Source organism: Micromonospora sp. NPDC005298 (genome assembly GCF_040607375.1).
In the GTDB taxonomy this organism is placed as follows: Bacteria; Actinomycetota; Actinomycetes; order Mycobacteriales; family Micromonosporaceae; genus Micromonospora.
Genome location: NZ_JBEXGP010000037.1, coordinates 1 through 24852 on the forward strand (window position 1 = coordinate 1; position 24852 = coordinate 24852).

21 protein-coding genes and 1 pseudogene are annotated in these 24852 nt (G+C 73.1%); 20 read left to right on the plus strand and 2 right to left on the minus strand.

Going from position 1 to position 24852, the window contains the following annotated elements:
* Window positions 1-101, minus strand: a pseudogene (locus ABZS77_RS28975) (uroporphyrinogen decarboxylase family protein); the annotation flags it as partial.
* A 1607-nt stretch (window positions 102-1708) separates the two neighbouring features.
* On the opposite strand from ABZS77_RS28975, the gene ABZS77_RS28980 reads away from it, so the two are divergent.
* The 20 genes from ABZS77_RS28980 to ABZS77_RS29075 all read left to right on the plus strand — a co-directional run bounded on the left by ABZS77_RS28980 (window position 1709) and on the right by ABZS77_RS29075 (window position 23996).
* Entirely contained in the window at window positions 1709-2407 is a 699-nt protein-coding gene (locus tag ABZS77_RS28980; RefSeq protein ID WP_354829419.1) for a hypothetical protein, read from the plus strand.
* Between the two features lie 152 nt (window positions 2408-2559).
* On the plus strand, window positions 2560-3024 hold the full coding sequence (locus tag ABZS77_RS28985; protein ID WP_354829358.1) for a DUF948 domain-containing protein: 465 nt from the start codon (window positions 2560-2562) through the stop codon (window positions 3022-3024).
* A 29-nt stretch (window positions 3025-3053) separates the two neighbouring features.
* Window positions 3054-3359, plus strand: a complete 306-nt coding sequence (locus tag ABZS77_RS28990) for a hypothetical protein (RefSeq protein WP_354829361.1) — start codon at window positions 3054-3056, stop codon at window positions 3357-3359.
* Window positions 3356-6034, plus strand: a complete 2679-nt coding sequence (gene alaS, locus ABZS77_RS28995; RefSeq protein ID WP_354829364.1) for an alanine--tRNA ligase — start codon at window positions 3356-3358, stop codon at window positions 6032-6034. The genes ABZS77_RS28990 and alaS overlap by 4 nt, the downstream gene beginning before the upstream one ends.
* Window positions 6035-6106: 72 nt before the next feature.
* Window positions 6107-6568 carry a Holliday junction resolvase RuvX gene (gene ruvX, locus ABZS77_RS29000; RefSeq protein WP_354829366.1) on the plus strand — a complete coding sequence of 154 codons (462 nt, stop codon included), beginning with the start codon at window positions 6107-6109 and terminating at the stop codon, window positions 6566-6568.
* Window positions 6565-7770 carry an endolytic transglycosylase MltG gene (gene mltG, locus ABZS77_RS29005; RefSeq protein ID WP_354829369.1) on the plus strand — a complete coding sequence of 402 codons (1206 nt, stop codon included), beginning with the start codon at window positions 6565-6567 and terminating at the stop codon, window positions 7768-7770. Before ruvX ends, mltG begins: the two co-directional genes overlap by 4 nt.
* On the plus strand, window positions 7770-8594 hold the full coding sequence (locus tag ABZS77_RS29010; protein ID WP_354829372.1) for a shikimate dehydrogenase: 825 nt from the start codon (window positions 7770-7772) through the stop codon (window positions 8592-8594). Before mltG ends, ABZS77_RS29010 begins: the two co-directional genes overlap by 1 nt.
* Before the next feature lie 102 nt (window positions 8595-8696).
* Window positions 8697-10400, plus strand: a complete 1704-nt coding sequence (locus ABZS77_RS29015; RefSeq protein WP_354829375.1) for a glycosyl hydrolase — start codon at window positions 8697-8699, stop codon at window positions 10398-10400.
* 183 nt (window positions 10401-10583) lie between these two features.
* Window positions 10584-12560, plus strand: coding sequence for a delta-60 repeat domain-containing protein (locus ABZS77_RS29020; RefSeq protein ID WP_354829377.1), 1977 nt, complete (start codon window positions 10584-10586; stop codon window positions 12558-12560).
* A gap of 134 nt (window positions 12561-12694) precedes the next feature.
* The gene (locus tag ABZS77_RS29025) at window positions 12695-13210 is read left to right on the plus strand and encodes an acyltransferase (RefSeq protein WP_354829380.1); all 516 of its coding nucleotides are present in this window, start codon (window positions 12695-12697) and stop codon (window positions 13208-13210) included.
* On the plus strand, window positions 13203-14804 hold the full coding sequence (locus ABZS77_RS29030) for a lipopolysaccharide biosynthesis protein (RefSeq protein WP_354829383.1): 1602 nt from the start codon (window positions 13203-13205) through the stop codon (window positions 14802-14804). The genes ABZS77_RS29025 and ABZS77_RS29030 overlap by 8 nt, the downstream gene beginning before the upstream one ends.
* Before the next feature lie 69 nt (window positions 14805-14873).
* Window positions 14874-16160: an O-antigen ligase family protein gene (locus ABZS77_RS29035; protein ID WP_354829421.1), complete on the plus strand. Its 1287-nt coding sequence runs from the start codon at window positions 14874-14876 to the stop codon at window positions 16158-16160.
* Between the two features lie 5 nt (window positions 16161-16165).
* Entirely contained in the window at window positions 16166-17764 is a 1599-nt protein-coding gene (locus tag ABZS77_RS29040) for a lipopolysaccharide biosynthesis protein (protein ID WP_354829424.1), read from the plus strand.
* An 8-nt stretch (window positions 17765-17772) separates the two neighbouring features.
* Window positions 17773-18675 (plus strand): sulfotransferase domain-containing protein, encoded by a 903-nt coding sequence (locus tag ABZS77_RS29045; protein WP_354829427.1) that lies wholly within the window; start codon window positions 17773-17775, stop codon window positions 18673-18675.
* Window positions 18672-19934, plus strand: coding sequence for a hypothetical protein (locus tag ABZS77_RS29050; RefSeq protein WP_354829386.1), 1263 nt, complete (start codon window positions 18672-18674; stop codon window positions 19932-19934). Before ABZS77_RS29045 ends, ABZS77_RS29050 begins: the two co-directional genes overlap by 4 nt.
* Before the next feature lie 214 nt (window positions 19935-20148).
* Window positions 20149-20628, plus strand: coding sequence for a UDP-N-acetylglucosamine--LPS N-acetylglucosamine transferase (locus tag ABZS77_RS29055; protein ID WP_354829430.1), 480 nt, complete (start codon window positions 20149-20151; stop codon window positions 20626-20628).
* Between the two features lie 59 nt (window positions 20629-20687).
* The gene (locus ABZS77_RS29060) at window positions 20688-21296 is read left to right on the plus strand and encodes a glycosyltransferase (protein ID WP_354829433.1); all 609 of its coding nucleotides are present in this window, start codon (window positions 20688-20690) and stop codon (window positions 21294-21296) included.
* Window positions 21293-22213 (plus strand): glycosyltransferase family A protein, encoded by a 921-nt coding sequence (locus tag ABZS77_RS29065; protein ID WP_354829389.1) that lies wholly within the window; start codon window positions 21293-21295, stop codon window positions 22211-22213. The genes ABZS77_RS29060 and ABZS77_RS29065 overlap by 4 nt, the downstream gene beginning before the upstream one ends.
* A 101-nt stretch (window positions 22214-22314) precedes the next feature.
* Window positions 22315-23493: a chorismate synthase gene (gene aroC / locus ABZS77_RS29070; RefSeq protein WP_354829391.1), complete on the plus strand. Its 1179-nt coding sequence runs from the start codon at window positions 22315-22317 to the stop codon at window positions 23491-23493.
* Window positions 23493-23996, plus strand: a complete 504-nt coding sequence (locus ABZS77_RS29075; protein ID WP_354829393.1) for a shikimate kinase — start codon at window positions 23493-23495, stop codon at window positions 23994-23996. The genes aroC and ABZS77_RS29075 overlap by 1 nt, the downstream gene beginning before the upstream one ends.
* Before the next feature lie 72 nt (window positions 23997-24068).
* Here ABZS77_RS29075 and ABZS77_RS29080 read toward each other — a convergent pair whose 3' ends face one another.
* Window positions 24069-24797 carry an alpha/beta fold hydrolase gene (locus tag ABZS77_RS29080; protein WP_354829396.1) on the minus strand — a complete coding sequence of 243 codons (729 nt, stop codon included), beginning with the start codon at window positions 24795-24797 and terminating at the stop codon, window positions 24069-24071.
* Between the last annotated feature and the right edge of the window lie 55 nt (window positions 24798-24852).

The window sequence follows — 24852 nt, forward strand, 5'->3', positions numbered from 1 at the left end:
CCGCTCAGCACGGCCGTCGAGTGCGGCAGCACGTAGCGGCGGTAGTCCGCCTCGGAGAGCGCGCCGGCCCACGAGTCGAACAGCTGCACCGGCGACCGACCCAGCGCGCTCCGCCGGGCCGCCCGCCGCTCGCGGCGCGGCCCGGTTCGACGCCCCGCCGGCCGCCGCCGTGCCGGTCCCCGACGGACTGCGCCCCGATCCGGCCGTCGACGCCGACCCCCGGACCGCCCGGCGGCGACCGGGCCCGGCCCACCCCGGTGCGCCCGACCCGGCTGGCCCCGGGCCCGCCGCCCGACCCGCCTCCGCCGGACGACGCCGCGCCGCCGAACCCGCCCCGCCGGTCGTGCCCCGGTCCGGCAACGCCCCGCCGGTGCCCGACGGTCCCAGCGCCCCACCCACCCGCGGCACGCCCGACGGCGCCCCTCCCACCCGCGTCCCGCCCACCGGCGGTGCGCCGACTCGTGGCACGCCCACCGGCGGCACGCCCACCGGCGGTACGCCAATCGTCGGCCCGGCCGGGCGTCGCCGTGCCGTCCCGGACGAGCAGGAACGGCGTCCGCAGGCCGGCGGCGGCGAGCCCCGGGCGGATCGCCCGGAGCGACCGGCCGACTGGCTGCGTCAGGCCGGCCGCCTGCCACACACCGACCCCGGCCTGCCGGTGGTCAACCGCCGCGGCGGTGCACCAGGCACGCCGCCCGGTGGGCAGGCCGCCGCGCACCGTCCCGTGCCACCCGCGGGCGATCTGACCGACCGTCCGTCCGGCCGGCTCGCCGTGCCCGACCCGGCCGCCGAACGGCCCGGCCGCCGGCCCGCCGGACCGCCGCCGGACCCGGGCGCGGGCGCACCCGCCGGCCGTCGACCGACCCGACCCGACGCGCCGGACCCCACCGGCGAGCAGCCGAGCGGCGGCCTGACCTACGCGTCGAGCACCGGCGAACGCCCCATCGCCCGACGGGGCGCCCCGGCGCCCGATCCGACCGTCCGACGCCGCCGCCCCCCGACCGAGCCCGGCCCCGACGGTCCGGCCGGTCCGGGACGACCCACCACGGCTGGCGACCGCGACGACACGTTTCCCGGTTTCGCCGCCGGGGGTGGCCGACCCGCGCCTGCCAGCGGTCCCGCCGCCGGGGGTGCGCCGCCGCGTGGCGCCGCCCGTCCGGGCCGGGCCCGACCGGCCCCCGGCGACACGCCGCCGCCGGGCGACGTCCGCCGTGGCCCCGACGGTCCCACCCGACCTGGCCCGGGCGTCGAGCCCGCCGCCCGGGGCGCGGTCCGGCCCGACGGCACGGCCCGTTCCGCCGTCCCGCCGGGCGCCGGCCCGGACGGACCGGGCCGCCCCCGCCCCGACGGACCCGCTCGTCCGCGTCCCGACGGCCCGGCCCGCCCGGCCGTGCGTCCTCCGGGTGTCGCGGGTCCGCCCGCCGCCGACGATCGGGTCGGCCCACCGGCAGGGGATGACCCGGGAGCGGCGGTAGTGGCCCGGGGCGGCGCACCTGCCGTCCGACCCGTGCCGCCGGCGGACCGTGCCGCCGGCCGCGCGCTGCCGCCGCACCGGGAGCCCGGCCGCCCGGAACCGACAGGCGTCGCGCCTGTCCCACCGCCCGGCCGGCCGGGAGAACCCGTCGGCGTGGCGCGCGCCGCCGCGGTGGTGCCCGCCGCGGCGGGACCCGTGGACCGGCCGGCACCGGTGCCGGCGGCCGGCCCCTCGCTGCGCCAGGCCGGCCAGGACAGCCCCGAGGACGACGGTCCCGCCACCGGCGCCCGGTCCGAGCAGCGTCGGCAGACCCGCGAGCGACGACGACTGCGAGCCCTGGCGCTGGCGTTGGTCAGCATCGTGCTGCTCGGTGCGGTGCCGCTCTTCTTCGGCATCCGGACGCTGAGCCGTGACCCGGTCTTCGACAACCTGGACCAACTCGACGTACCGGCCTGGGCCGCCGCGAAGACCGACGACGACGTCAGCGGCAGCCGCTGGTGCCTGCTCGACTGCCGGCTGCGCGAACGCACCGTCACCTCGGAGAAGCCGACGGCGGAGACCACGAAGGTCTACGAGGACGCGCTGCGCCAGGACGGTTGGCGGCCGTGGAAGGTCAGCCGCTGCCCGGAGCAGGAGACGAAGGGCACCTACACCTGCTGGCGCCGGGACGAGCTGACCCTCGACCTGTGGGTGCGCGAGCCGACCTGCGTGCCGCCGCCGGTCGACGGGGAGCCCGCGATCGTGCCGTCTCCCGAGGCGTCGGCCGCTGCGACGGAGTGCGCCGGCTCGTTGGTGTCGGTGAAGGTGCGCAACGCGATCGACGACGAACGGACCAGGCCCCAGCCGGCCACGGATCCGTCACTGACCGGAGAGGATCCGTTCCCGACAGTCAGTGGGGACCCCCTGGAGGGCCTGACACCCTCACCGTCCTGAGCCGGTTTCCATCACGGACGGTAGGGTCTGGGGCTGACGGGCACGTCCGCCGCCGCTGACCCGCGACGGCCGGCGTGTCTGTTGTGGGTGGCACCGTTGTGCGTTCCGGGGACGTCGGGTCCCGCGGGGAACTCTGCTTGAGGAGGACAGGCGTGGGCGACATTGGAGAGGTTGCGGCGCTGATCGCGGCGTGCGCGTTCGCGGTGCTGGTGCTCATCCTGACGCTGCCCATCCTGCGGCTGCGGCACACGGTGGACGCCACCACGCGGATGATCAACGACCTCAACGATCGGACCGCGCCGCTGCTCGGCGACGTGAACACCACGGTGAAGAACGTCAACGTGGCGCTGGAGCAGGTGCAGACCTCGCTCGACGGCGTGAACCTCCAGCTGGCGAAGGTCGACACGATGACCAGCCACGCGCAGAACGTCACCGCCAACGTCGCGAACCTGGCCACCGTGGTCTCCGCCGCTGCGGCGAACCCGCTGGTCAAGGTGGCCGCGTTCGGGTACGGGGTGCGCAAGGCGGCGGCCGGCCGTCGGCACGCCGAGACCGAGCGTGAGGTGCGCGACACCATCAAGCAGCAGCGGCGGGCCGCGAAGCGCGGCAACCGCTGACCGGCCGCCGTACCAGGAGGTAGCGAGACATGAGGCGGTTGTTCTGGCTCGGCATCGGGATCGCCGTCGGCGTCGTGGTGGTCCGCAAGGCGACCAAGACCGCGCAGGCGTACACCCCGGCGGGTATGGCCAGCTCGTTGTCGGAATCCGCTGGCGGGCTGGTCGAGTCGCTGCGTAGCTTCGTGGAGGACGTTCGCATCGGGATGGCCGAGCGCGAGCAGGAGATCCACCAGGCGTTCGCCCAGGGCGAGGCGTTCGACGACAAGTTCGCCGAGTTGCGGGAGGACCCGCGGATCGGCGACCGACACATCTTTCCGGAGGAACACCAGCGATGAAGACGGCGGAGATCAAGCGGCGGTACCTCGCGCACTTCGAGGCGAATGGCCACGCCGTGGTGCCGTCCGCTCCGCTGCCCGCCATCAGCGACCCGAACCTGCTGTTCGTCAACGCCGGCATGGTGCAGTTCGTCCCCTACTTCCTGGGTCAGCAGGCGCCGCCGTACCAGCGGGCGGTCAGCGTGCAGAAGTGCCTGCGTACGCCGGACATCGACGAGGTCGGCAAGACCAGCCGGCACGGGACGTTCTTCCAGATGAACGGCAACTTCTCCTTCGGTGACTACTTCAAGGAGGGGGCGATCCCGCTCGCCTGGGAGTTGATCACCAAGCCGCTGGACCAGGGCGGGTACGGCCTGGACCCGGAGCGGATCTGGCCGTCGATCTACCTCGACGACGACGAGGCGTTCGAGATCTGGCGCTCGATCGGCGTTCCGGCGGAGCGGATCGTGCGCCGGGGCAAGGCGGACAACTTCTGGTCCATGGGCATCCCCGGGCCGTGCGGCCCGTCCTCCGAGCTGTTCTACGACCGGGGTCCGGAGTACGGCCGCGAGGGCGGCCCGGCGGTCGACGAGGACCGCTACATGGAGTTCTGGAACCTCGTCTTCATGCAGTTCGAGCGGGGTCCGGGCACCAGCAAGGAGGACTACCCGATCCTCGGTGACCTGCCGGCGAAGAACATCGACACCGGCATGGGCCTGGAGCGGATGGCCTCGATCCTGCAGGGTGTCGACAACCTGTACGAGATCGACGAGGTCCGGCCGATCCTCGACCGGGCGGCCGAGCTGACCGGCAAGCGCTACGGCGCGCACTCCGGTCACGTGGCCAGCGAGTCGCACCCGGACGACGTGCGGCTGCGGGTGGTCGCCGACCACGTGCGCACCGCTCTGATGTTGATCGGTGACGGGGTGACGCCGAGCAACGAGGGTCGCGGGTACGTGCTGCGCCGGATCATGCGCCGGGCGATCCGTTCGATCCGGCTGCTCGGCTGGCAGGACCGGGCGCTGCCCGAGCTTCTGCCGGTGGCGCGGGACTGCATGTCGCCGTCGTACCCGGAGTTGGCGACCGACTTCGACCGGATCTCGCAGTACGCGTACGCGGAGGAGGAGGCGTTCCTGTCCACCCTTCGGGCGGGGACGACGATCCTGGACACGGCGATCGCGGAGACCCGCACGTCGGGCGGCACGGCGCTGTCCGGCGCGAAGGCGTTCCAGCTGCACGACACGTACGGCTTCCCGATCGACCTGACCCTGGAGATCGCGGCCGAGCAGGGCCTCAAGGTCGACGACGAGGGTTTCCGCCGGCTGATGGCCGACCAGCGGACCCGGGCGAAGGCCGACGCGCAGGCGCGCAAGACCGGGCACACCGACGTGTCGGCGTACCGGTCGGTGCTCGACTCGGGTGGCCCGGTGACGTTCACCGGGTACGGCGAGGTGGCCCGCGAGTCGACGGTGCGGGCGCTGCTCGGCGCCGACGGGCCGCGCGCGGCGGCGACCGAGGGCGAGACCATCGAACTGGTGCTCGACACGACCCCGTTCTACGCCGAGGGCGGTGGCCAGCAGCCCGACCAGGGCATGATCACCGTTGGTGGCGGTCAGGTCGAGGTGCTCGACGTGCAGCAGCCGGTGCCGGGGCTGATCGTGCACCGGGCCCGGGTGCTCCGGGGTGAGGTGCGCGCGGGCGAGACCGGGTACGCGGAGATCGACAGCACCCGCCGCCGGGCCATCTCGCGGTCGCACACGGCCACCCACCTGGTGCACCAGACCATGCGGAACTTCCTCGGCGAGTCGGCCACGCAGGCGGGGTCGTTGAACGCGCCGGGTCGGCTGCGGTTCGACTTCAACACCCCGACCGGGGTGTCGCCGAGTGTGCTGCGCGACGTGGAGCAGCAGGTCAACGAGGTCCTCCTGGCGGACCTGGAGGTGCACGCCTTCATCACCTCGTTGGAGGAGGCGCGGCGGATCGGCGCGATGGCGCTCTTCGGCGAGAAGTACGGCGACGAGGTGCGGGTCGTCGAGGTGGGTGACTACGCGCGGGAGTTGTGCGGCGGCACGCACGTGGCCCGTTCGGCCCAGCTCGGCCTCGTGAAGATCCTCTCCGAGTCGTCGATCGGTTCCGGTGTCCGTCGGGTCGAGGCGCTCGTCGGCATGGACGCGTTCAGCTTCCTGGCCCGCGAGCACCTGCTGGTCTCCCGGCTGGCCGAGCTGTACCGGGTGCCCAGCGAGCAGGTCGCCGACCGGGTGGAGCAGACCGTCACCCAGTTGCGCGACGCGGAGAAGGAGCTGGAGAAGCTCCGCGCCCAGCTGGTGCTGGGTGGGGCGTCGGCGCTGGCGGCGCAGGCCAAGGACGTGGGCGGTGTGGCGTACGTCGGCACCGAGGCGCCGGAGGGCGCGGCCGGCAACGATGTGCGGACCCTCGCCCAGGAGATCCGCGGCAAGATCGACCCGGCGCGGCCGGCGGTGGTCGCGGTGGCGGCCCGGTCGAACGGCAAGGCGTCGCTGGTGGTGGCGGTCAACCAGGCCGCCCGGGGCCGGGGCCTGGCCGCCTCGGACCTGGTGAAGGCGGCGTTCTCCGGGCGCGGCGGGGGTAGCCCCGATCTCGCCCAGGGTGGTGGTCTGCCGGCCGCCGAGGCGCCCAAGCTGCTGCTCACCGTAGAGAAGGCGATCACCGAGGCGTGATGGACGATCATTGTCGACCAGGGCGGACCGATCGGTCCGCCCTGGTTCGTACGACCCCGGTGGTGACCGTCGGTGGCTGAGCTGACGCGTGGTGTGCGGATCGGGGTGGACGTCGGTCAGGTGCGGGTGGGTGTTTCCCGCTCGGACCCGGACGGGATCTTGGCGACGCCGCTGGTGACCCTGGCCCGTGATCTCACGGCGGCCCCCGACGCGGTGCCCAGTGACCTCGCCGAACTGGCCGCGTTGGTGGCCGAGCACGGGGCCGTCGAGGTTGTCGTCGGTCTTCCGGTCAACCTCGCCGGCAGGCACGGCCCGGCGGCTGTCCATGTGAAGGCGTACGCTGACCGACTGGTCGATGTGATAGCGCCCGTCCCGGTAACGCTCACTGACGAGAGGATGTCGACCGTGGTGGCTTCTCGTAGGCTTGCCGAGCGTGGCGTCCGAGGTAAACGTCAACGTGCGGTTGTCGACCAGGCGGCCGCGGTGGAGATCCTGCAGAGCTGGCTGGATGCGCAGCGGAGGCGGACGCAATGATCGACGACCTGGATCTTGGATTCGACGAGCCGGAGCGGGGGGAGAAGGGCCGGCACCGGCGCAGCTTCGTGCAGAAGCGCAAGGGCAAGGGCGGGTCGGGCGGCGGCCGGGGCAAGACGTTCCTGGCGCTGCTGCTGGCCCTGTTCCTGCTTGGCGGCATCGGCGGCGGTGCCTTCTACGGTTTCGACCGGATCCAGAACTACTTCGTCACGCCCGACTACGACGGCTCGGGCGCCGGTGAGATCACCGTCGAGATCAAGAACGGCGCGCTGCTTGCCGACATGGCCGACGCGCTCGTCGCCGCCGACGTGGTGAAGAGCCAGAAGGCGTTCATCGAGGCCGCCGAGGCCAACTCGCGCAGCAAGAACATCCAGCCGGGCACGTACAAGCTGCGCAAGCAGATGAGCGGCGCGAGCGCGGTCACCGCGATGCTCGACCTGAAGAACAAGATCGTCAACGGGCTGACCATCCCCGAGGGCCGCACCAGCAAGAACATCTACAAGCTGCTCTCCGACAAGACCAAGATCCCGGTGAAGGAGTTCGAGGCCGCCGCCAAGGACCCCGAGGCGCTCGGCGTGCCGGACTGGTGGTTCACGCGCGAGGACGGCAAGAAGGTCGTCAAGTCCGTCGAGGGGTTCCTCTACCCGGACACGTACGAGATCCCGCCGAAGGCCACCGCGGAGAGCATCCTCAAGCTGATGGTGGACAACTTCCTCTCGGTGACAGGTGAGATGAAGTTCGCCGACCGGGTGCAGAAGGAGCGGGGCGGCGTCAGCCCGTACGAGGCGTTGATCGTGGCCTCGCTCGCCCAGGCCGAGGCCGGCAACAAGGATGACCTCGGCAAGGTCGCCCGGGTGGCCTACAACCGGGTGTACGGCGAGTTCAACTGCAACTGCCTGGAGATGGACGTCACGGTCAACTACTACCTCGAGTTGATCGGGAAGCCGACCAAGTCGTCCAAGCAGATGACGGCGTCCGAGCTGGACGACCCGAAGAACCCGTACAACCGCAAGCTCAAGGGCCTGGTTCCCACCCCCATCAACAACCCGGGTAAGCAGGCCCTGGAAGGGGCCATGGACCCACCGGCGGGCAAGTGGCTCTTCTTCGTGGCGATCGACAAGGAGGGTCACTCCGCCTTCGCCGAGACGTACGAGGAGCAGCTGCGTAACCAGGAGAAGGCCAAGGAGGCCGGGATCATCTGATGACGCTCCGACGGCGAGCGGCGGTGCTGGGCAAGCCCATCGCGCACTCCCTCTCCCCGGTGATCCACACCGCCGGCTACGCCGCCGCCGGGCTGACCGGATGGTCGTACACCCGGATCGAGTGCGCGGCCGCGGAGCTGCCGGATCTGGTCGCCGGTCTGGGCCCGGAGTGGGCCGGGTTGTCGGTGACCATGCCGGGCAAGGAGGCGGCGCTCGCGGTGGCCGACGCCGCCTCGCCGGTCGCCGCCGCCGTCGGAGCGGCAAACACGTTGGTACGCCGTCCGGACGGCTCCTGGTACGCGGACAACACCGACGTCGCCGGAATGGTGCACGTGCTCGGCGAGGTCGGGGTGGTGCCCGGTGCCGACGCGACGGTGCTCGGTGCCGGGGGCACGGCACGCGCCGCGTTGGCCGCCGCCGCGCAGCTGGACTGCTCCTCGTTGACTGTGGTGGCCCGCCGCGCCGAGGCGGTCGACGAGCTGCGGCCGGTGGCGGACGCGGTCGGCGTCGTGTTGCGCAGCGGACGCTGGGCCGACGCGGCCCGGCACGTGGCCGCCGCCGAGGTGGTCGTCTCCACCGTGCCGAAGGGTGTCGCCGATCCGCTCGCCGACGAGGTGTCCTGGCAACCGGGTGCGGTGTTCTTCGACGCTCTCTACGATCCGTGGCCGACGCCGCTTGCCGCGTCCGCGCTCGCGGTCGGCCTGCGGGTGGTGTCCGGACTGGACCTGCTGCTGGCCCAGGCGGTGGGCCAGTTCGAGCAGTTCACCGGCGTGCGCGCCCCGGTCGAGGCGATGCGGGCCGCGCTGGTCCGACGCCTTCCTTAGCGGACAGTTAAGACGCGCTTACGGGAAACTGTCCTGCCCACGACCTGCCCTGGTCATCGATACGCTGCACACGGTTACCGCAGCAGACACAGGGAGTTCTCCTTGACCAGGCACGGACTGCACCGCATCACCCGGTTCCGCAACGGTCCCCGGCGCAAGGCCATCGCGATCGGGGTGGTCGGGGGCTCGGTGGTGGCCGGCATCGTCGCCACCATGATGCCGCTGCTGGCCAGCGACGAGCTGTCCATCCGGGCGGTGGCGGACACCACCGCCACGGCGGTGGCGCAGGACGGCGACAACGCCACCAAGTCGACCCTGGCGACCTGCCCGACGCGCTGCGACGGTAACCCGCGTGGTGGCCGTGAGGCCGTCGTCGAGTTCGCGGTGACCAGCGTCCCGGCCGCGGCGGTCAACGTGCGGGCAACGTTGCGGATGCACGCCTGGCAGCAGTTCGCCGCCACGGTGACGGCGCACGCGTCGACGCTGAGCGCCCGCGAGACGCGCCCGGCTCTGGCGGTGGCCGGTGCCGCCCTGGACACCGTGACCGGTGTGTCCAAGGGCGTCAACGAGTGGGACGTGTCCGGGTTGGTCACCGGCAACGGCACCTGGACGGTGTCGCTGGCCCAGTCCGGCCTGGACACCCGGATCTACTGGGCCTCGGTCGAGAACCGGAACCCGGACCTGCGGCCCAGCCTGGTGATCAGCTACGACATCGGGGCCCGGCCGTCGCCGGTGACCACCACCCGGCCGGCGCCGCCACCGTCGCCGAGCGCGTCGCCGCCCACCGCGCCGAAGCCGTCGCCGACCGTCGCCCCGACCCGGACGCCCACGCCGAGCCCGAGCACCACCATCCCGTCGGGCAAGTGCGGGTCGGTGTCGAACAAGCTCGTGCCCTCCTGCGGTGCCTGGTGGGGCATGTACTCCCCGGCGGGAGCGGGCGGCGGCTGGGACCACGGCAAGGCGATCACCGACGTGGAGGCGCAGGTCGGCCGCAAGTTCGACATCGTGCACCGCTACCACGACTTCTCCAACGCGGGCAGCAACGGCGCCTTCCCCGACGCGTACGAGACGCAGCAGATGCGCGAGGGCCGGCTGATGTTCTTCGCCTGGGAGTCCCGCGACTTCTCCGCCGGCACCACCCTGAAGTGGGCCGATGTCTACAGTGGCCGGCAGGACGCCACGATCGACGCGGTCGCCGGCCGGATCCGTGCCACCGGGGTACCGGTCTTCATGGGCTTCGACCACGAGCCGGAGGACGAGCCGGCCAAGGGTAGCGACGCCGAGTTCGTCAGGGCCTGGCGGTACGTGTACGAGCGGTTCGCCAAGGCCGGCGCGACGAACGCGGTCTGGGTCTGGACGATGATGGGCTGGTCCGGTCACTACTCCCGGTACGCCGGCCTCTACCCCGGTGACCGCTACGTCGACTGGGTGGCCTACGACCCGTACAACTTCCACGTCTGCAACGGCAGTACGGTGTGGAAGAGCCCCAGCACCACCGTCGACGGCTTCTACCGCTGGCTGGACGAGAACGGGATCGGCGCCGGCAAGCCGCGGATGCTCGCCGAGTTCGGCACCAACTTCAACTCCGCCGACCCGGGTGCCAAGCAGCGCTGGTTCCAGGAGTTCCCGGCGGCCCTGAAGGCGCACCCGAAGATCAAGGCGGCCATCTACTTCAACTCGCCGGGCATGACGACGCGCACCTCGACCTGTGACATGACGATGAACCACGACGCGTCCGCGCTGGCCGGCTTCTCCCAGGCCGGTCGGGACGGGTACCTGCGGCAGCCCACCGGAGGGAGCCGCTGACGATCGTGAATTTGTGGTGACGGTACATCGCCTGGTCGGATCGCATATCCGACCCGCCGGTGTTCTGTCATGTTGCTGATCGATGCACCGCCCAATCGGCGGATGCGCCTGCCAAGTTGGGCGAGGGACGCTACCTCGGGTTCTCATCCATCTTGGAGGCGCAGCGTGCCCAAACTTCCGCACATGAGGCGTTTCGTAGGACGACGTCGTACTCGGGCGGGGGTGGTCGCGCTCGCGATCGTCGCCGCGGTGCTCGCTGTGCCCTCGGTGTCCTCGGCGGCGGTGGTGCCGGTCCCCGAGACGGCGACCCTCGTGTCGGGGAACCCCGCCGACTCGACCCCACACGCCCGCAACGGCGAAACCCGCGCGTTCGCGCAGGTGGGCAACACGGTCTTCGTCGGTGGCAGCTTCACGCAGCTCCGGCAGACCGCCAGCTCACCGTGGATCAACCAGCCGTACCTCTTCGCGTACGACCGCGTCACCGGCACGATGTCCACGTCGTTCCTGCCGGTGCTCGACGGCGCGGTCAACACCCTCGTCGCGGGCCCGGGTGGCACGCTGATCGTCGGTGGGGCCTTCAAGAACGTCAACGGCGTGTCCCGCAAGAACCTGGTCGCCCTCAACCCGTCCACCGGCGCGATCATCGACGCCTGGGTGGGGCGTTCCGACGGCGGTAACGTCCGCGAGGTCGTGCTGCACGACAACTGGCTGTACGTGGCCGGGGCGTTCAACTGGCTCAACGGCACCGCGCACGCCGGCCTCGCCCGGCTCAACGCGACCACCGGTGCCATCGACCCGACCTTCAACATCAACGCCACGGTGGGTCGGCACGGCACCACGTCGTACGTCTGGACCCTCGACGTCACGCCGGACGGCGACACCCTCGTCGTCGGCGGCAACTTCATGCTCGTCAACGACCTGCCGCGTAACCAGATGGCGCTCGTGGACGTCTCCGCGACGCCGACACTGATCGACTGGAGCACGGAGAAGTTCGTTCCGCCGTGCGCCTCCCCGTCGACGTTCGTGCACTACGTGCAGGACGTGAAGTTCGGCGCGGACGGCAGCTGGTTCGTGGTCGGCACCAACGGTGGTTCCGGGTGGCCGGCCGCCTACTGCGACACGCTGGTCCGGTTCGAGACGGCCAGCCGGGGCAGCGGTCAGCTCGCCACCTGGGCCGACTACACCGGCAACGACACCATCACCGCGGTCGAGGTGGCCGACAACGTCATCTACCTCGGTGGGCACTTCCGCTGGTTGAACAACCCGAACGGCGTCGACGTCGCCGGTCCCGGCGCGGTCGACCGGCTCGGCGTCGCGGCGGTCACCCCGGCCACCGGTATGCCGGTGAACTGGAACCCGCGCCGCAGCGGCAGCGCCTCGATGCCGGCCGGCACCTCCGCCTGGGGGTCGTCGGTGCCGGTGCTGTGGCGCGGTACGGACGGCCTCTACTTCGGGCACAACTCCGACGGCATGGGCGAGGAGTACCACGGTCGGCTCGGCATGTTCCCCCTCGCGGGTGGACGGACGTTCACCCCGAAGAACCCGCCGACCGCCACCACCGGGAACCTCTATCTGAGCACCGCCCCGGCCACCATGGCCAGGGTGCCGTTCGACGGCACCACGCTGGGCACCCCGACCACGGTCAGCCAGCCGGCCTACACGGCGGCCGGCGCGACGTGGCGGGTGGACGACCGGATCTACTGGTCGCACACGGTCGCCGGCACACCCAGCGGCAGCCGGATCGACGTGTCGCTGTTCAACGGCGGGGCGATCGGGTCGCCGTGGGAGGCGTCCGGCTACAACGACTGGTACAACCCGGCGGTGTTGACCGGCGCCTTCTTCCTCGACGGCCGGCTCTACTACACGCGTACCGGCGCCAACAACCTGTACTACCGCTACTTCGAGATCGACGGCAACTACCTCGGCGCCACCGAGTTCACGGTGCCGACGACCGGCGTGCCGTGGTCCGGGGTGCGTGGCATGGCGTGGGTGGGCGGTCGGATCGTCTACGGTGCTAGCGACGGCACTCTGCGTAGTGTCCCGTTCAACCCGACGGCCGCGCCGGGCCCGGTGGTCGACGGGGCGGCGGCGACCGTACTCACCCTCGCTACGCCCGAGTTGTCCTGGTCTACCCCTTCAACATTCTTCTCCGTGCAGTAAGGGTCTACGGTTCGTAACGGAGCATCGATAGATTGTTCTCGTTGGGCCGGCGGCGGCACCACCGCCGCCGGCTCCGCGACGTGGGGGAGGGGTCGGTGTTGGTCGGCGCCGCTGGCAATCGCGCGGGACGCGCGGTGCGTCTGGTCTTCGCGGTCAAACGCGGCTGGTACAGGCTGCGCTACCGACGCCTGACACTCGGTCGGGACGTGGAGATCCGCGGCCGGATCCGGCTGCGCCGCGGGGTACGCGTGACCATCGGTGACCGCACCCGACTCAACAAGCTGGTCCGCTTCGCCGGCGCCGGCGAGGTGCGCATCGGCGCCGACTGTCTGTTGAACGCGACCTGGATCGGCACCTGGACCTCGGTGACCGTCGGCGACCGGTGCCTGCTGTCCGACTGCGAGCTGCTCGACAACGACTTTCACAACCTGCCACCCGAGCAGCGGCACGAGCCTCCCGGCCCGGCCGCCCGCGCCCCCATCGTCCTGGAGGACAACGTGTGGGTCGGCGCGCACGCCCTGGTGCTCAAGGGCGTACGCGTCGGCCGGGACAGCGTCGTGGGCGCGGCGACAGTGGTCCGTACGGACGTGCCACCCCGCGTCGTGGTCGTCGGCAATCCCCAACAGACGGTGAAGAAGTTCCATGACTGACGCGACACCCGCCTCCTGGCCGACGGACGCCCCGGCCACCGCCGCCGACCGCACCGTCACGTTGACCGACCTGCTGCGGGTGCCGCTGCACCGGCTGCGGCTGGTGGCGGCCGTGGCGGTGGTCGGTCTGCTCCTCGCGCTCGGCTACGTGCTGATGGTGCCGGCGGCGATGACCGCGAACGCCGTGGTGGCGGTCCGTCCGGTGGTGACCGACGCGTTCACCCCCAGCGGCGCGGGCGCCGACCGGGCAGTCAACATGAACGTGGAGAGCGGCATCGCCACCGGCACCGAGGTGGTGCAACGACTCGCCGACGCGGCCGGCGCCGACCCGCGCGACATCCGCGACGCGCTCGAGGTCGAGGTGCCCACCGGGGGGCAGATCCTGCGCTTCACCTACCAGGCGAAGGACGCGCCACGGGCGGTGCAGAGCGCCAACCTCGCCGCCCGGGCCTACCTGGACGTGCGGCGCACCATGTACGAGCAGCAGCGCGCCGAGATGCTGCGATCGTACGACGCGAGCATCACCAAAATCGCCGCCCAGCAGACGGCGGTGCAGAAGCGGGCGAGCACCGCCAGGGACACCGCCGCCGGGGACGCCGCCGTGGCCGAACTGGCCGGGATCAACAACCAGCTCACCCAGCTCAACGCCGCCCGTACCGAGATCGCCGCCGTGGACGTCAATCCCGGCTGGGTCACCCAGACCGCCGAGCGTGCCCTGGTCACCTCGGCCGGGCACCGGCCGCTCTACCTGGTAGCCGGGCTGCTCGGTGGCGCGCTGATCGGCGTGGTGCTGGCGTACGCCTGGGAGTCGACCGACCGACGGGTGCGTTCGGTGGCCGACGGTCGGGACGCGACCGGCCTGCCGTTGCTCGGCACGGTCCGCCGCCCGCCGCTGCGGGGCAGTCCCCGGGCCGTCGACGCGGACGTCCGGTACGTGGCGATGGCGGTCGCCGAGCGGGTCCGACAGCCGGCCCGGGTGGCGCTGCTCGCCGCCCGGGAGGACACCACGGCGCTGACCGCCGGGCTCGCGGTGGCCCTCGCCGCCGACGGTCGGGAGGTCTTCGTCGCCGACGACAGCGGCCGTACCGAGCGGCTGCGCGCGGCGGTGCTCGCCGACCGGGGGCGGTTGCCGATCGACCCGTCCCGGCCGCTCGTGCCCAAGCCCCGCCCGGCCGGGAGCCCCGTGACCCCGACCGCCACCCCGGAGAACGTGCCCGCGCGCCGGCCCTCCCCGCACCCGCCGGGCTCCCGCCCGTCCACCGACCCGGACTCCACCCTCACGCTGCCCCGGGTGGCCGCCTCCGCCCGGCCGGAGAACGGCCGGGTCGCCGCACCCGACGAGGTGAGCGTGGGGGTGGGCGGCGTCCGGTTCGGCACCTGGCGGCAGGGCGCCGACCACGGACTGGTGCTGTTCAACGCCCCACCGGCCGAATCCGACGAACGCGGTGTCGCGGTGGCACGGCAGGGCGGCGCGGTGGTGGTGGTCGAGCGGGACCGCACCCGCCAGGTCGACCTGCGGCGCCTCGTGGAGCGGCTGCGCGCCGCCGGCGTGACCCCGCTGGGTTTCGTCCTCACCCGCAACGGCCGGGCCTGAGCGGTGACGCTCACCCGCGCACCGGCGACCGAACCGCCGCCCGGTGGCGCACCGGCGCCCGGCGTACCGGTGCCGTCACCCGCGCCACCGCCCCGGCTGCCGCTCTGGCCGCTGTCGCTGATGTTCGGCCTGGTGCCACTGTGGTGGGCTCTCGGGGCGTTCTACCTGGGGTGGCCGCTGCTGGGGGCGCTGCTGTTCGCGCTGCTGCTCACCCGGGGACGGGTGCCGCTGCCGCCGGCCGCCGGCATCTGGCTGCTGTTCCTGGCCATCGTGGTGGTCAGCGCCACCCAGCTGTCGTCGCCGGCCTCCCTGCTCACGTTCGCCCTGCGGCTGGCCTTCTACCTGACCGCGCTCGTGGTGGGCGTCTACGTGCACGCCGCCGCCCGGGAACGCGCCGACCTGGTGGCGGTGCTCAGCCCGCTCTGCGCGTTCTGGTTCGGCCTGGTCGTGCTCGGCTGGCTCGGTGTGGTGGCGCCCCGGCTCGCGATGACCACCCCGATGGAGGTGCTGCTGCCCGGCGGGGTGGCCGGCACCCCGTTCATCCAGGACATGGTCCACCTGACCACCGCCGAATACAGCGCCCGCTCGCTCAACCCCATCTACCGTCCGGCCGCGCCGTTCGCGTACACGAACAACTACGGCAGCGCGTACGCGATGACCCTGCCGTGCGTGGTGGCCTTCGCCATGCTGCGCCGGCGGGGGCTGCTGCGCTGGGTGCTGCTGGCGTCGCTGCCGCTGTCGCTGGCGCCGGCGTTCCTCACGCTCAACCGGGCGATGTTCCTCAGCCTGGGCGCCGGGCTGGCCGTGCTGGGGGTGCGGGCGAGTCTGCGCGGCAACGTGCGGGTCGCCGCGTCCATCGTCGGGTTGGTGGTGATCGGCGCCCTGGCCACGCTGTTCATCCCCATCACCGACCTGATCAGTCAGCGGGTCGACTCCAGCGACACCAACACCGACCGGCTCTCGCTCTACACGGAGGTGGTCCGCCGGGTGCAGGATTCGCCGTGGCTGGGCTACGGCGCACCGGTGAACGTGGACACGGTCTCCGCGGCGGCGCCGATCGGCACGCAGGGGCAGTTCTGGATGGTGCTGTTCAGTCATGGCGTACCGGCGCTGCTCTGCTTCCTGGCCTGGTTCGTGGCCGCCGCGGTGATCTGCGCGCGGGCGACGTCGGCGGCCGGGCAGTGGCTGGCCGTGGTGCCGGTGGTCTGCCTGGTGCAGATCCCGTTCTACGGCATGGCCAACCAGAATCTGGCGGTCGCGTTCTTCGCGGTCGCCTTCGCGATGGCGCTCACCGAACGGGAACGGTCGGCCCGGTGGCGCCCGCTGCAGGCCCGGCCCGTGGCGGTGCCGGCGTGACCGCCGTGACCCGGCCGCCGGCCGATCCGGACCGGTCGCCGTCGGCGACCACGGCCGGGGACGCCGGCGCGGCCGAGACGCGGCGCAGCGCGCGCAGCGGCGTGGCCGGGCTGCTCGGCGCGGCCACCAGCGGCCTGTTCGGTTTCGTGCTGGCCGTGGTGATCACCCGGGGGTACGGCACGGTCGGCGCCGGCGCGTTCTTCGCCGCGATCGGTGTGGTGACCGTGGCCACCGCCGTCTGCACACTCGGTGCCGAGACGGGTCTGATGTGGGCGCTGCCGCGACGTCGTGCCGGCGCGTGCGGGGACGCCGCCCGGGTGCTGCCGGTGGCGCTCGTCCCACCGCTGCTGGCCGCGCTCGTGGTCGCCGTCGTCGGCGTCCTGTCCGCCGACGCGCTCGCCCCCCGGCTGCTGGGCGGCTCCGGCGCGGGCGGCGACACGCTGCTCGCCGTCACCTTCGCCGCCGTGCCGGCGGTGGTCGCCATGACGCTGCTGCTGGCCGCCCTGCGCTGTGTACGACCGATCCGGGCGTACGTGTCGGTGCAGTTCCTGCTGCTGCCGATCGCCCGCCCGGCGCTGGTCGGCGCGGCGGCGCTGGCCGGCGGCGGTCTGCTCGCCGGCATGACCGGCTGGCTGGTGCCGGCGGCGCTGGCGCTGCTGGCCTGTCTCGTCCTGGTGGCGGGCCCGCTCGGGCTGGGCGCCGGCGCGGCGCTGCGGCCCGACCGCGCCGACTGGTCGACGTTCTGGCGTTTCGCCCTGCCGCGTGCCGCGTCGGCGGCCATCGACGCGGGCAGCATGTGGGTGGGTGTGCTGCTCACCTCGGTGCTGGCCGGTCCGGCCGACGCCGGGGTGTTCGGCGCGGTCGGCCGGTACGTGCTCGCCGGCCAGTTGGCCATGCAGGGCCTGCGGGTGGCGGTGTCACCGCAGTTGTCCCGACTGCTCGGGCGTGGCGAGCGGGCCGCCGCCGCGGCCGTGCACCGGCAGTTGACGATCTGGGGGCTGGTGCTGTCCTGGCCGGTGTACCTGCTGCTGGCGGTGTTCGCGATGGCGTTCCTGCGCCTGTTCGGGTCGGAGTTCACCGCCGGCGTGCCGGCGATGACCGTGCTCGCGGTGGCGATGCTCGTCAACACAGGGGTGGGCAACGTGCAGAGCCTGCTGCTGATGGGCGGGCGCAGCGGCCTGCACCTGGCGGCCACGCTGGCCGGGCTCACCGTGACCGTGTCGCTGGGCCTCTTGCTGATCCCCGGGCACGGCGCCACCGGAGCGGCGTTCGCGTGGGCCGCCGGCATCGCCACCGAGAACCTGACTGCCGCCGCGTTCGCCCGCACGGTGGTCCGAGAGCCGCTGGCGGACGCGGCGACGCTGCGCGCGGCGGCGGTGACGGTCGCCGGTGTCGGCGCGGCGGCAGGCGTCGGTGTCCTGGCCGGCGGGCGGGGTCTGCTGGGCCTGGCGGTGGCCCTGGGCGTGCTGGCGGCCGGTTGCGTCGGCATGTTGACGTTGCCCCGGGTGCGCGCCGTCATCCGGGTGACCATGAGGCAGGTCCGTGGACGGGACGACGCGGCCACGGCCGCCAGCCCCGTCCCGGCATCGACGAGAGGCAGGTGAGGTCCGTCGTGGCGTCCATCCGTGACCGGATGAAGCAGTTGGTCCCGACCCAGGTGACCGTCCGGGTGAAGGAGTCCCTGGTGGACTACGGGGTCCGCACCAGCGACCGGCGGCCCCTTCCGGACTTCCTGATCATCGGCACCAAACGGGGTGGCACCACCTCCCTGTGGAACTACCTCATCCAGCACCCCCTCGTGCCCCGGCTCTTCCCGGCGTGGAACACCAAGTCGGCGCACTACTTCGAGGAGCACTGGGGGCGCGGCGAGGCCTGGTACCGGTCGCACTTCCCGACCCAGCGCCAGCGCGACACCCTGGCCCGGAGGCACGGCGGGCCGGTCCGCGTCGGTGAGGCCGCGCCGCTGTACATGTTCCACCCGCTCGCCGCGCAGCGGGTCGCCGCGCTGATGCCGACGGTGCGGCTGATCGTGCTCCTGCGCGACCCGGTGGAGCGGGCGTACTCGCACTGGAAGGAACGCCGCACGCACGGCATCGAGCCCTTGGACTTCGCCGCCGCGCTGGCCGCCGAGCCGGAGCGGACGGCGGGGGAGCGGGAACGGCTGATCGCCGAGCCGGAGTCGTTCAGCGAGGCGTACGACTGGTACACGTACCGGGCCCGGGGGCGGTACCTGGAGCACCTGGAGCCGTGGCTGGAGCGGTTCGACACCTCGCAGATCCTCTTCCTGCCCAGCGAGGACCTGTACCGCGACGCCCGCGCGACCTACCGGCGCACCCTGGACTTCCTCGGGCTGCCCGCGTACGACCTGCCCGACTTCAAGGTCTTCAACGATCGGCGTTCGGCTCCACTGGATCCGGAGGTGCGTGCCGAGCTGACCGACTACTACCGCCCGTACAACGACGCGTTGCGTCGACGGTTGGGGCTGGACCTCGACTGGGCGGACCGGGCGGCGTGACGACACGGGTCGACCCGTCCACGGACCCCCGGTCGAGGGTGGACGGGCTGGGTTGGGTGAGCCGCGCGGTCTTTCCGGACGACCGGGTCGCCCTGCGCGTGGGCGGCGCCCCACCGCGGGGGCACCGGGTGGTGGCCCGGTACGCGGTGGTGCCGTCGGTGGCCCGGGCGCGGTTCCTGGTGCCGTTGGGCGCGCCCCGGGCCGGGGCGGCGTCGCTGCTGGCGTACAACGCGCTGCGGCCACCCCGGGTGCGGGCGCTGCGCGCGGTGCTGGGCGGGCTGGCCCGCTTCGGCGCGGTGGGCCTGGCGCCCTTTCCGACGTTGAGCGTCTCGGTGCCGGACGGTGTGGCCGGGGCCGAGCTGCTGTTGACCGAGCGGCTCGCCGCCGCGCTGGGTGGGGCGCCGTTGCTCGCCGCCTGCGGTGTCCGCCCGCCCGATCCGAACGGCAAGCCCACCCTGCAACTGTTCACCGCCGACGGTCGGCCGCGTGGCTACGCGAAGATCGGCTGGAACGACGCGACGCGGGCGTTGGTCACGGCGGAGGCGGCGGCCCTGCGGGCGGTGCGGGACACGGCGGGTGTCGCCGACCACCCGGTGCCGCCGGGGCTGCTCACCGAGACGGCGTGGGCCGGCCAGGCCGTCGCGGTGATCGAGCCCCTGCCGCCGGACGTACGCGGCGTGCCGGTGAACGACCCGCCCCGGATCGCGGCGCTGCTCGCGGTGGCCCGGCGCGGTGGCCCTGCCGGTACGCCCCGCCCCCTGGCCTCCTCGCCGTTCCTGGCTCGGCTGGCCGCGCAGGCCGACCGGGCCGCCCGGGCGGTGCCGGACGGCGCGCGGGCCGTCGCCGCGGTGGCCGCGCTGGGCCGCCGGCACGGTGACACCGCCGTCGAGTTCGGTCACTGGCACGGTGACTGGGTGCCGTGGAACCTGGGGCGGCACGCCGGCCGGCTCGTCGCCTGGGACTGGGAGCACAGCGCGCCGGACGTGCCGCTCGGGTTCGACCTGGCCCACGACGCCTTCCAGCGGGCGCTGGTGCTGCGCGGCGAGCCGGCCGCGGTGGCCGCGGTGGCCGTCGACGGGCACCTGGAGCGGCACGGCGGGCGGCTCGGTCTCGGCCCGGCGCAGCGCCGGCTGGTGGCCGACGCGTACCTGGTGGAGATGTGGCTGCGGACCTGGCGGCTGGCGGACGCGGGGGCGGGCTGGAACGCCGCGCTGCATCCCGCACTGTTGGACGCCATCGAGAAAAGACATAGCGGTTGATCCGACGAAATCGCCGCGCGGTCGGTGTGCCGCAGAGTGACGGCAAACTAGCAGGTCGTGATGATTGTCGATGGATCCCGGGTGGTCGACACCCCCGAGATCCGCAGGTAGAGATCGGTGGCATGCCTGCTCACGCACTTCAACCAACCAGGCAATCTGTGATCTGCTTCTGCCTGGCGTAGACCGGAATTCCAAGCGAACTTGTGGGGAGTCGCTGGACGTGAACAACGACGAGTCCGAGCCGCCCGTGCTGCTGCTGGTCAGTTCCAGCGGCGGGCACCTGGCCCAACTGCTCGCATTACGGCCCTGGTACGACAAGCTGCCACGGTGCTGGGTCACCTTCGACACCCCGGAGGCGGTGTCGCTGCTGGCCGGTGAGGATCTGGTGCCCGCGCACCACCCGACCACCCGCAACGTGCCGAACCTTCTGCGCAACGCGCTGCTGGCCTGGCGGGTGCTGCGGCGTCGGCGGGTCGCCGCGGTGGTCACCACCGGCGCCGGAGTGGCCCTGCCGTTCGTGGTGCTGGCTCGGCTGCGCCGCATCCCGACCGTCTACATCGAGGTGTACGACCGGATCGACACCCCGACGCTGACCGCCCGGCTCTGCCGGCCGTTCCTGTCCGCGATGCTCGTGCAGTGGGACGAGCAGCGGCGGCAGTACCCCGAGGCCATCGTCGTGGGGACACTGCTGTGAGCGGGGAGATCGACACCAGCCCGCGTCCGCAACCGCCCCGGCCCACCGAACCGGCCCGGTTGCCCCGCCAGCGCGACACCGCGCCGACCGACCAGACCCGGCTGCTGGTCGCGGTCGGCACCGACAAGCACCCCTTCGACCGGCTCGTCGACTGGCTCACGCAGTGGCACGCGCACGCCGCCGGTTCGGTCGGGCTGACCGTCCAGCACGGCCACACGACGGCGCCCGAGCTGCCCGGCGCCGTGCCGTTCCTCGGCCACGACGCCCTCCAGCAGGAGATGGCCGACGCCGACCTGGTGGTCTGCCACGGCGGGCCGGCCACCATCCTGGAGGCCCGCCGGCACGGCCACCTGCCGATCGTGGTGCCCCGCGACCCGGGTCGCGGCGAGCACGTCGACGACCACCAGCAGCTCTTCGCCCGCCGGCTCGGCGACGCCGGGCTGGTGGCGCTCTGTGAGACCCGCGAGCAGCTGCACGACGCGCTGGCCGCCGGGCTGGTGGACGCGTCGCGGTACGCGGTGGCCGCCGACCCCGGCGCGCACGAGGCGCGTCGCCTCGCCGTGGCACGGGTCGGGCAGATCGTGGACGACCTGGTGGCCCGCGCGGCCGCGCGCCCACCTCGCTGGCCGGCCCGGACACGACCCGATCGGAGGGAGGGACGCCGATGACCGCACCGCCGAGCGTCAGCGTCGTGGTGCCCACCCGGGACCGCCCGGAGCTGCTGCGCGCCGCCGTACGGGCGATCCTGGCCCAGGAGTATCCCGGCCCGATCGAGGTCGTTGTGGTGTTCGACCAGTCCACCCCCGACGGTTCACTGGCCGCGCTGGCGGGCCCGGACCGGGCGGTACGGGTGATCAGCAACGACCGCACCCCCGGGCTGGCTGGCGCGCGCAACAGCGGCACCCTCGCCGCCGGGGGTGAACTCGTCGCGTTCTGCGACGACGACGACGAGTGGTTGCCCGGCAAGGTGGCCGCCCAGGTCGACGCGTTGGCCGCCGACCCGGCCGCGGACTTCGTCTGCTGCGGCATCCGGGTCAGCTACGAGGGGAACACCGTCGACCGGGTGCTCGACAAGGACCGGATCACCCTGGACGACCTCCTGCGGGACCGGATGACCGAGCTGCACCCGTCCACGTTCCTGATCCGCGCCGCCGCGCTGCGCGACGGCTTCGGTCTGGTCGACGAGGAGATCCCGGGCAGCTACGCGGAGGACTACGAGTTCCTGCTCCGGGCCGCGCGCAGCGCGCCACTGATCAACCTGCGGACGCCCTCGGTGCTGGTCCGCTGGCACAAACGCTCCTACTTCGCCCAGCGGTGGGACACCATCTCCGAGGCGTTGCAGTGGCTGCTGCTGCGCTATCCGGAGTTCGCCGGCCAGCCGGCGGGCGAGGCCCGGGTGACCGGGCAGATCGCGTTCGCCCGGGCGGCCTCGGGGGACCGGCGGGGGGCGGTGCGCTGGGCCCGGCGCACGCTGCGCAGCAACCCCCGCGAGCCGCGCGCCTACCTGGCGCTCGCGGTCGCCGGCCGGGTGGTCGGCGCCGACGCGGTGCTGCGCACCCTGCACAAGCGCGGCCGGGGGATCTGAGTCACCGCCGGCGTCCGGGCCGACCGGGCGCCGGCGTCCGCTGGGCGGGACGCGGCGGGCAGCGCACCGGCCCGGTGGCGGGGCGTGACAGACTGACCGCTGTGTTGCGCTGGTTGACTGCAGGTGAATCGCACGGTCCCGCCCTCGTCGCGTTGCTGGAGGGGGTGCCGGCCGGCGTCGAGGTGACCACCACCGAGATCGCCGACGACCTGGCCCGCCGCCGGCTCGGCTACGGCCGGGGCGCCCGGATGTCGTTCGAGCGGGACGAGGTCGAGGTGCTCGGCGGCCTGCGGCACGGCGTCACCCTGGGCAGCCCGGTCGCCATCCGGGTGGGCAACTCCGAGTGGCCGAAGTGGCAGACGGTGATGGCTGCCGACCCCGTCGACCCCGACGAGCTGGCCCGGCAGGCCCGCAACGCGCCGCTGACCCGTCCCCGGCCGGGTCACGCCGACCTGGCCGGCATGCAGAAGTACGGCCAGACCGACGCCCGGCCGATCCTGGAACGTGCCAGCGCGCGGGAGACCGCCGCCCGGGTCGCGGTCGGCGTGGTCGCCAAGGCGTTGATCCGTCAGGCGCTCGGCATCGAGATCGTCTCGCACGTTGTCGAGCTGGGTCCGGTGGCCGCGAAGCCCGGCCTGCGGCCGACCCCGGCCGACGCCGCCCGGATCGACGCCGACCCGCTGCGCTGCCTCGACCCGGAGGCCAGCGCCCTGATGGTCGCCGAGGTGGACGCCGCGAAGAAGGCCGCCGACACCCTCGGCGGCGTGGTCGAGGTGCTGGCGTACGGGGTGCCGCCGGGTCTGGGCAGCCACGTGCAGTGGGACCGCAAGCTCGACGCCCGGCTGGCCACCGCGCTGATGTCCATCCAGGCGATCAAGGGCGTGGAGATCGGCGACGGTTGGCAGCAGGCCCGGTCCCGGGGTTCCGAGGCGCACGACGAGATCATCCCGTCGGCGACCGGCGTCCGACGGGTCACCGACCGCGCCGGCGGGCTGGAGGGCGGCATCACCACCGGCGAGCCGCTGCGGGTGCGGGCCGCCATGAAGCCGATCTCGTCTCTGAACCGGGCGCTGGCCACCGTGGACGTCACCACCGGCGAGCCGGCCACCGCGATCAACCAACGCTCGGACGTCTGCGCGGTGCCCGCCGCGGCGGTCGTCGCCGAGGCGATGGTGGCGCTGGTGCTCGCCGAGGCGGCCACCGAGAAGTTCGGCGGGGACTCGGTCACCGAGATCCGCCGCAACCTGGCCGGCTACCTCGACGCGCTGGTGATCCGCTGATGGCGCCGATCGTCGTCCTGGTCGGCGCGCCGGGCTGCGGCAAGACCACCGTCGGGCAGGCGCTCGCGACCACCCTCGGGGTGGAGTTCCGCGACACCGACGCCGACATCGAGTCGATGGCCGGCAAGCCCATCCCGGAGATCTTCATCGACGAGGGTGAGGCGCACTTCCGTACGCTGGAGCGGGCCGCCGTGGCCGCGGCGCTGGCCGGCGGCACGGGCGTGCTCGCCCTCGGCGGCGGCGCGGTGCTGGCCGAGGAGAACCGCGCTGCACTGGTGGGCCACCGGGTGGTGCACCTGTCCGTGGAGCTGCCCGACGCCGTGAAGCGGGTAGGGCTCGGCGCCGGCCGGCCGCTGCTGGCGATCAACCCGCGGGCCACCCTGAAGCACCTGCTGGACCAGCGCCGGCCGCTCTACGCGGAGGTGGCCACCGAGACGGTGGTCACCGACGGTCGGACCCCGGCGCAGGTCGTCGCCGAGATCGCCGCGCTGCTGCCCCGCTGACCCGGCTCAGCCTCGGGCTGCGGCCGGATCAGCGCCTGGCTGCGGCCGGCTCAGCCCCGGGCTGCGGCCGGCTCAGCCTCGGGCTGCGGCGTCGAGCACGTCGGCCAGGGCCTTGGGTTCGCTGAGCATCGGCCAGTGCCCGGTGGGCAGCTCGAACAGCTGACCGTCGGCCAGCCCGACGAAGAACGGATGGCGCTTGTCGATCATCTCCCGCACCACGGTGAGCGGGAAGGTGCTGGCGACCAGGGCGGTGGGCACCGGCCGGCCGCCGGTGCGTCGGACCGGGTCGGTCGCCGTGCGCAGCGGCTGCGGTGTGGCCCGGGACCGCAGGACGGCGAGCGTCGCCTCGTCCAGGCCGGCCAGGTTGGTCGGGTCGGCGACCGGGTCCCACGCGGGCGGTGGGAGCAGGTGCCCGTCGCCGATCGCGGCGCGCAGCCGCTGCTGCTCCTGCGGGGGCACGGTGTCGAACTGCGCCGTCCCGTCCGGCAGCGGTCCGCTCTCCACGTAGACCACGCGGGCGACGCGGTCCGGGACGCGGTCGGCCGCCTGGGCGACCGGCATCCCACCGCCGGAGTGCCCGACCAGCAGCACGTCGCGCAGGTCCTCGACCTGGAGCAGCCGGACGATGTCGGTGGTGTGCGTCTCAAGACTGACCTCCGGCCCGGCGAGGTGGTCGCGCTCGGCCAGCCCGGTCAGGGTCATCGGGTAGACGTCGTGCCCCTGCGCGCGCAGCAGTCCGGTCACCTCCCGCCATGCCCACGCACCCAACCAGAACCCCGGTACCAGCACGAACGTCGCCATCTGTCGCTCCCTTTTCTCGGCTACCGACAGACCGTACGATCGAAACCGGACAGTA